This is a genomic window from Synechococcus sp. H55.11 (assembly GCF_047462475.1).
Taxonomy (GTDB): Bacteria; Cyanobacteriota; Cyanobacteriia; order Thermostichales; family Thermostichaceae; genus Thermostichus.
In genome coordinates this window covers 1-7,708 of record NZ_JANSJI010000064.1, presented here as the reverse complement: position 1 = coordinate 7,708, position 7,708 = coordinate 1, and the positions used below count along the sequence as shown (strand labels likewise).

At 61.0% G+C, this 7,708-nt stretch carries 4 protein-coding genes; 2 read left to right on the top strand and 2 right to left on the bottom strand.

The features are described 5' to 3' along the window. Both psaB and psaA read right to left on the bottom strand, forming a co-directional pair. On the bottom strand, positions 1 to 2,177 hold a 2,177-nt coding region (gene psaB, locus NW853_RS02735), incomplete at its 3' end, for a photosystem I core protein PsaB (RefSeq protein WP_414347652.1). Between the two features lie 21 nt (positions 2,178 to 2,198). Next, the gene (gene psaA, locus NW853_RS02730; RefSeq protein WP_414335742.1) at positions 2,199 to 4,466 is read right to left on the bottom strand and encodes a photosystem I core protein PsaA; all 2,268 of its coding nucleotides are present in this window, start codon (positions 4,464 to 4,466) and stop codon (positions 2,199 to 2,201) included. A gap of 331 nt (positions 4,467 to 4,797) precedes the next feature. Here psaA and ureC point away from each other — a divergent pair, with 331 nt between their 5' ends. Next, positions 4,798 to 6,516: an urease subunit alpha gene (gene ureC, locus NW853_RS02725; protein ID WP_414347649.1), complete on the top strand. Its 1,719-nt coding sequence runs from the start codon at positions 4,798 to 4,800 to the stop codon at positions 6,514 to 6,516. Positions 6,517 to 6,599: 83 nt separating this feature from the next. Continuing rightward, positions 6,600 to 7,708, top strand: a 1,109-nt coding sequence (locus tag NW853_RS02720) for an ABC transporter ATP-binding protein (RefSeq protein ID WP_414347647.1), incomplete at its 3' end; no start/stop codon positions are given.

Genomic DNA, 7,708 nt, shown 5'->3' with positions numbered 1-7,708 from the left:
CCCACCGTGAAGTGGGCCAGACCCACCAACCGACCCTGCACAATCGACATAGCCACCGGCTTATCTTTCCAGCGGATCAGCTTGGCCAAGGGGGTGCGCTCGTGCGCCCAGACCAGGGTCTCGATCAGCTCTTGCCAGTAGCCGCGCCAGGAGATCAAGAACATGAACCCAGTCGCCCAGACCAAGTGGCCGAACAGGAACATCCAGGCCCAAACCGCCAGGTTATTCATTCCGTAGGGGTTGTAGCCGTTGATCAACTGAGCCGAGTTGGCCCAGAGATAATCCCGCAGCCAGCCCATCAGGTAGGTGGAGTTCTCGTTGAACTGGGCGGTGTTGCCGCTCCAGATCCCCAGGTGCTTCCAGTGCCAGTAGAAGGTCACCCAGCCAATGGTGTTCAGCATCCAGAACATGGCCAGGTAGAAGGCATCCCAGGCGGAGATGTCGCAGGTGCCGCCCCGACCCGGCCCGTCGCAGGGGAAGCTGTAGCCGAAGTCTTTTTTGTCCGGCATCAGCTTAGAGCCGCGGGCATCCAACGCCCCTTTGACCAGGATCAACGTCGTGGTGTGCAGGCCGAGGGCAATGGCGTGGTGCACCAGGAAGTCGCCAGGGCCAATGGGCAGGAAGAGGAACCCATTGGGATCGTTGATGGCTTGCAGCCAGCCCGGTAGCCACACATTGCCGTAGTTGGGCCAAGCTGTAGAGGCAATGCTGTTGGGATCGGACAACAGCACATTCATGCCGTAGAGCATCTTGCCGTGGGAAGCTTGAATGAACTGAGCAAACACTGGCTCAATTAGGATCTGCTTCTCCGGCGTGCCGAAGGCTTGCATGACATCGTTGTGGACGTACAGCCCCAGCGTGTGGAAGCCCAAGAACAGCGATACCCAGCTCAGGTGGGAGATGATCGCCTCCTTGTGATCCAGCACCCGCGCCAGCACGTTGTTCTTGTTGGCTTCGGGATCGTAGTCCCGCACCAGGAAGATGGCCCCATGGGCAAAAGCCCCCACCATCAAGAACCCAGCAATGTACTGGTGATGGGTGTAGAGAGCCGCCTCCGTGGTGTGATCCATGGACATGAACACGTAGGGGTTGAGGGCGTACATGTGCTGCGCCACCAGCGAGGTCACCACTCCCAAAGAAGCCAGCGCCAACGCCAACTGGAAGTGCAGGGAGTTGTTGACCGTGTCGTAGAGGCCCTTGTGCCCTTCGCCCAACAGGCCCCCGAAGGGAGTGCCCTTGGGCGGGTTGTGGGCACCCAGGATCTCGCGGATGCTGTGGCCGATACCCCAGTTGGTGCGGTACATGTGGCCGGCGACGATGAAGATTACCGCAATGGCCAGGTGGTGGTGGGCCATGTCCGTCAGCCACAGGGACTGCGTGTTGGGGTTAAAGCCGCCCAAGAAGGTAAGGATGGCCGTGCCCGCCCCTTCTGCCGTGCCCCAGACGTGGTTGGCCGTATCTGGGTTCTGGGCATACACCCCCCAGTTAAGGGTGAAGAAGGGCTTCAGTCCCGCCGGGTGGGGCAGCGTGGTGAGGAAGTTGTCCCAGCCCACGTGCTGACCGCGCGACTCGGGGATGGCCACGTGCACCAGGTGGCCCGTCCAGGCCAGCGAGCTGACGCCGAACAAGCCGGCCAGGTGGTGGTTGAGGCGGGCTTCAGCGTTCTTGAACCAGCTCAGGCTGGGCCGGAAGCGGGGCTGCAGGTGCAGCCAGCCGGCAAACAGGAACACCGCCGCCAACAACAGCAGGCCGATGGCACCGGTGTAGAGATCGCCGTTGGTGCGCAGGCCGATGGTGTTGAACCAGTAGTAGAGGCCGGAGTAGGCCGCGTTGACAGGGCCACCGCCCCCAGGTTGGGTGAAGGCTTCCACCGCCGCCTTGCCGAACTGGGGATCCCAGATAGCGTGGGCGATGGGGGTGACGCCGGTGGGGTTGGCCACCCATTGCTCGTAGTTGCCTTGCCAGGCGATGTGGAAGACGTTGCCCGAGGCCCACAGGAAGATGATCGCCAGATGGCCGAAGTGGGTGGCAAACAGCTTTTGGTAAAGCCGCTCCTCCGTCATGCCATCGTGGGTCTCGAAGTCATGGGCGGTGGCAATGCCATACCACAGACGTCGAGTGGTGGGATCACTGGCCAGGTCTTGGCTGAATTGCGGAAAACGAGTTGCAGTTGTCATGATTCTCTCTTCCTCCTTGCCTTAGCCGAGTGCGGCAAACCGTGCCAGGAAGAACGCCCACGTGGTGACGATCCCACCCAGCAGGTAGTGGGCCACACCGACCGCCCGACCCTGGATGATGCTCAGGGCGCGGGGTTGAATGGCCGGAGCGACTTTCAGTTTGTTATGCGCCCAGACAATCGACTCAATCAGCTCCTGCCAGTAGCCACGGCCGCTGAACAGGAACATCAAGCTGAAGGCCCAGACGAAGTGGGCGCCCAAGAAGAGCAGCCCATAGGCCGACAGCGCCGAGCCGTAGGAGTTGATCACCTGCACCGATTGCGCCCACAGGAAGTCCCGCAACCAGCCGTTGATGTTGACGGCGCTGGCTGCAAAGTTGCCGCCCGTGATGTGCTCAATCGTGCCGTCCGGGTTGACGGTGCCCCAGATGTCGCTCTGCATCTTCCAACTGAAGTGGAAGATCACAATCGAGATGGCGTTGTACATCCAGAACAGCCCCAGGAAGACGTGATCCCAGCCGGAGACCTGGCAGGTGCCGCCGCGGCCTGGCCCGTCGCAGGGGAAGCGGAAGCCCAGCTTGGCCTTATCGGGGATCAGTCGGGAAGAGCGGGCAAAGAGCACCCCCTTGAGCAGGATCAACACCGTGATGTGGATGGTCATGGCGTGGATGTGGTGCACCATGAAGTCCGCCGTGCCCAGCACCATCGGCATCATGGACACCTTGCCGCCCACGGCCACCACGTCGCCGCCGAAGATGGGGCTTACCGAAGCGCCCACGTAGGGAGCGGTGCTGGCGATGGCGTTGGTGTGCAGGGATTGAATCCACTGGGCAAAAATGGGCTGCAGTTGGATACCGGTGTCCGAGAACATGTCCTGCGGACGGCCCAGCGCCTGCATGGTGTCGTTGTGGACGTAGAAGCCGAAGGCGTGGAAGCCCAGGAACAGACACACCCAGTTCAGGTGGCTGATGATGGCGTCGCGGTGGCGGATTACCCGATCCAGCACGTTGTTGCGGTTTACCGCCGGGTCATAGTCCCGCACCATGTAGATGGCCCCGTGGGCAGCGCCGCCAACAATGAACAGTCCCCCTATCCACATGTGGTGGGTAAAGAGGGAGATCTGCGTGGCGTAGTCGATGCCCATGTAGGGGTAGGGGTTCATGGCGTACATGTGCTGGGCCACGATGATGCTCAGGGATCCCACCATGGCCAGGTTGATGGCCAGTTGGGCATGCCAGGAGGTGGTCAGCACTTCGTAGAGACCCTTGTGGCCTTCGCCGGTGAAGGGACCCTTGTGGGCTTCCAGGATCTCTTTAATCGAGTGGCCGATGCCCCAGTTGGTGCGGTACATGTGGCCCGCCACGATAAACAGCACGGCAATGGCCAGGTGGTGGTGGGCCTGATCCGTCAGCCAGAGGGCGCCGGTTTGCGGATCCAAGCCCCCCTTGAAGGTGAGGAACTCCGCGTACTTGCCCCAGTCCAACGTAAAGAAAGGCACCACCCCGCTGAAGAAGCCCCAATCCACACTGGGGAACATCTCCTTCATCAGGGCCGGCTTGAGGATGAACTCGTGGGGCAGAGGGATCTGAGCCGCCGGCACGCCCGCATCCAACATCTTGTTGATGGGGATGGCCACATGAATTTGGTGACCGGCCCAGGCCAGAGAGCCCAGCCCCAGCAGGCCCGCCAGGTGGTGGTTGAGCATCGACTCCACGTTCTGGAACCACTCCAGCTTGGGAGCCCGCTTGTGGTAGTGGAACCAGCCGGCAAACAGGCAGAGGCCAGCCATCACCAAGCCACCAATAGCGGTGCAGAGGAGTTGAAACTCATTGGTGATGCCGGCAGCCCGCCAGAGGTGAAATAGGCCCGACGTGATGCGGATCCCTTCAAAGCCGCCGCCCACATCGCCGTTGAGGATCTCCTGGCCGAAGATGGGCCAGACCACTTGGGCGCTGGGCTTGACATTGATCGGATCCGCCAGCCAAGCGGAGTAGTTGGAGAACTGAGCGCCGTGGTAGTACATGCCGCTCAGCCAGACAAAGACCACCGCCAGGTGGCCGAAGTGCGCAGAAAAGATCTTGCGAGAGACGTCTTCTAGGTCGCTGGTGTGACTATCGAAGTCATGAGCAAGAGCGTGGAGGTTCCAGATCCAGGTCGTGGTCTTGGGGCCACGCGCCAGGCTGCGATCGAAGTGCCCCGGCTTGGCCCATTTCTCAAATGAGGTGGGAACCGGATCGATATCAACCGTCACCTTAACCTTTGGCTCTCGCTCCTTGGGTGTAGTTGTCATCAAGAACTCCTCTCTTGCGACAAGGAACGAAGCATTCCCGCCCATCGTCAGGAAACCCCCCAGGGCGGGACTTACCAGGCATTATAGGTCAGGGTTTGTAAACCCCCCGTCGCTTCACAATAATTAAACGAGGGATCCCTTGTCTGATCGGGGTCGGCGTCGATTGGCAATCGTTTTTCCAATTGTAGATGTAAATATATGTAACGAATTTTCACCAACCCAATCTGCTCTGGTGAAATGAACGCTGGGAACTGGGCAACGGGCAGCAAGGGATCCTCTGGGCGGGGATATGTGGTAGAAAGCTGACAGCTTCCTGCGCAGATGTCCTTCTATGACTCTGGAAATTCCCCGTCGCCAGTACGTCAGCAACTACGGCCCCACAGTAGGGGATCGAGTGCGTCTGGCGGATACCGAGCTGATCATCGAGGTGGAGCAGGATTTCACCACCTACGGCGAGGAGATTAAGTTCGGCGGCGGCAAGACCATCCGCGACGGCATGGGGCAATCGCCGACGGCCACCCGCGCCAACGGGGCTCTGGATCTGGTGATCACCAACGCCCTGATCTTGGACTGGTGGGGCATCGTCAAAGCCGATGTGGGCATTCGCGACGGCTACATTGTCGGCATCGGCAAGGCCGGCAACCCCAACATCCAGACGGGGGTGACACCAGGTATGGTGGTTGGCCCCAGCACCGAGGTGATTGCCGGCGAAAACTTGATCCTGACGTCAGGCGGGATCGACGCCCATGTGCATTTCATTTGTCCTCAACTGTGCGAGTTTGCCATCGCTTCGGGAGTGACTACCCTTTTGGGTGGCGGAACCGGGCCGGCCACAGGCAGCAACGCCACCACCTGCACACCGGGGGCCTGGAACTTGGGGAAGATGTTGCAGGCGGCGGAAGGGTTTCCGGTCAACTTGGGCTTTTTTGGCAAGGGGAACGCGGCGTTTCCTGAAGCTCTGCGGGAGCAGGTGGAAGCGGGGGCCTGCGGGCTGAAGATCCACGAAGACTGGGGATCGACGCCGGCGGTGATCGATAGCTGTCTGCAGGTTTCGGATGAATACGACATCCAGACCCTGATCCACACCGATACCTTAAATGAGTCGGCCTTTGTGGAAGATACCATCGCCGCCATCAATGGCCGCACCATTCACACCTTTCATACTGAAGGGGCCGGAGGTGGGCACGCCCCCGACATCATCCGCATTGCTTCCGAGCCCAACGTGCTGCCCAGCTCCACCAATCCCACCCGTCCCTTTACCTGCAACACCATCGAAGAGCACCTGGACATGCTGATGGTGTGCCATCACCTGAGCAAAGAGGTGCCAGAGGATATTGCTTTTGCCGAAAGCCGCATTCGCCCCCAAACCATTGCCGCCGAAGACATCTTGCACGACATGGGGGCCCTCAGCATCATCTCTTCCGACTCCCAGGCCATGGGCCGGGTGGGAGAAGTGATCATTCGCACCTGGCAAACCGCCCACAAAATGAAAGTGCAACGGGGGCCTCTGCCGCAGGATAGCAGCCGCAACGACAACTTTCGGGCCAAGCGTTACGTAGCTAAGTACACCATCTGCCCTGCCATTGCCCAGGGCCTCAGCCACATCATCGGCTCGGTAGAGGTGGGCAAGCTGGCGGATCTGTGCCTGTGGAAGCCGGCTTTCTTTGGGGTTAAGCCGGAGATCGTCCTGAAGGGGGGCTTGATTGCCTATGCCCAAATGGGGGATCCCAACGCCTCGATTCCAACTCCGCAGCCGGTGTACCCTCGGCCTATGTTCGGCAGCTTTGGCCGCGCCCTGAGCGAGACCAGCCTGCTCTTTGTCTCCCAGGCTGCCCTAGACCTGGGGATCCCAGAAAAACTGGGGATCCAACGCCGGGCCGTAGCGGTCAAGAATTGCCGCGAGATCGGCAAGGCGGATTTGAAACTCAACAGCAGCACCCCTCACATCGAGGTCGACCCGGAGACCTATGAAGTACGGGCCGATGGAGAATTGCTCACCTGTGAGCCGGCAGAAGTCCTGCCGATGGCGCAACGATACTTTTTGTTCTAGGCTTTTCTCAGCTTGAGGGTCGAGCATCTGGGATACGACTGACAGCGGAACGGATTGGCTAACCCTAGCCGCGTAACCTGAGCATGGGCCACCTTGTTCTTCGCCATCTCAGCAAACGCTTCCACAAGCAAGGGATCCCTGCCCTGAGGGACTTGTCTTTGACAGTGGAGCCAGGGGAGATCTTCGCCCTGCTGGGCCCATCGGGCTGTGGTAAGTCCACCACTCTCAATCTCATCGCCGGCCTGCTGGAGCCGGATCCCTGGCCCCATCCGGGAGAAATTTGGCTGGACGGGATCCTGCTCAACCCTCGGCCACCAGAGCGGCGCGGCGTGACTTTGCTCTCCCAGCACAGCCGTCTGTTTCCCCACCTGAGCGTGGGGGAAAACGTGGCTTTTGGCCTGAAGATGCGGGGTGTTCCCCGGGCAGAGCGAGAGGCAGCGGCCTTGCGCATGTTGGAGCGGGTACAATTGGCCGGGTTTGCTCAGCGCCGGCCCAGTCAGCTTTCGGGCGGACAGGCGCAGCGGGTGGCCCTGGCGCGGGCCTTGGTGATCCGGCCCAAGCTGCTGCTGTTGGATGAGCCTTTATCGGCTTTGGATGCCAACCTGCGCCAAGAGATGCAGGCCTTGATCCGGGAGCTGCAGGCGGAAACGGGTGTGACGACGGTGCTGGTTACCCACGACCAAGTGGAAGCCACGGCCATGGCCCACCGCATTGGCCTGATGTTTGCGGGGCAGTTGCACCAGGTGGGATCCCCGGCGGAGTTTTATCAGCGGCCGCGCTCCGAGCGGGTTGCCCGCTTTTTTGGCGGGGTCAATTTTCTCGATGCTCAGGGGGAAGGTCACCAACTTCGCCTCAGCACCGGGATCCTCTTAAAAAGCGCTGTGCCCCTCCAAGGTCAGGTGCGGCTGACGGTGCGCCCGGAGCAGGTGCAGGTGTTTCCCCAGCCGCCGGGGTTGGCCGAGAATGTTTTCCCGGCCCAGGTGGTGGCGGAGCGCTTTGCGGGCCCTCAGCGCCGGCTGCAGCTCCGAACCGGCTGGGGCAACCTAGAGGCGTGGGTGAACCCCCACCAGATGTTTGCGCCCGGGCAGGCGGTGTGGATCCATTTGCCGCCAGAGGCTTTGTGGCCTGTGGAGGGGGAGCCCTCACCCCCGGCCCCTCTCCCAGCCCAAGCGCTCCGCGCCGCTCACGCGAC

Excerpts from the sequence above, each read along its gene's own strand:
- ureC (WP_414347649.1), top strand. The coding sequence starts at position 4,798 with ATGACTCTGGAAATTCCCCGTCGCCAGTACGTCAGCAACTACGGCCCC.
- psaA (WP_414335742.1), bottom strand. The coding sequence starts at position 4,466 with ATGACAACTACACCCAAGGAGCGAGAGCCAAAGGTTAAGGTGACGGTT.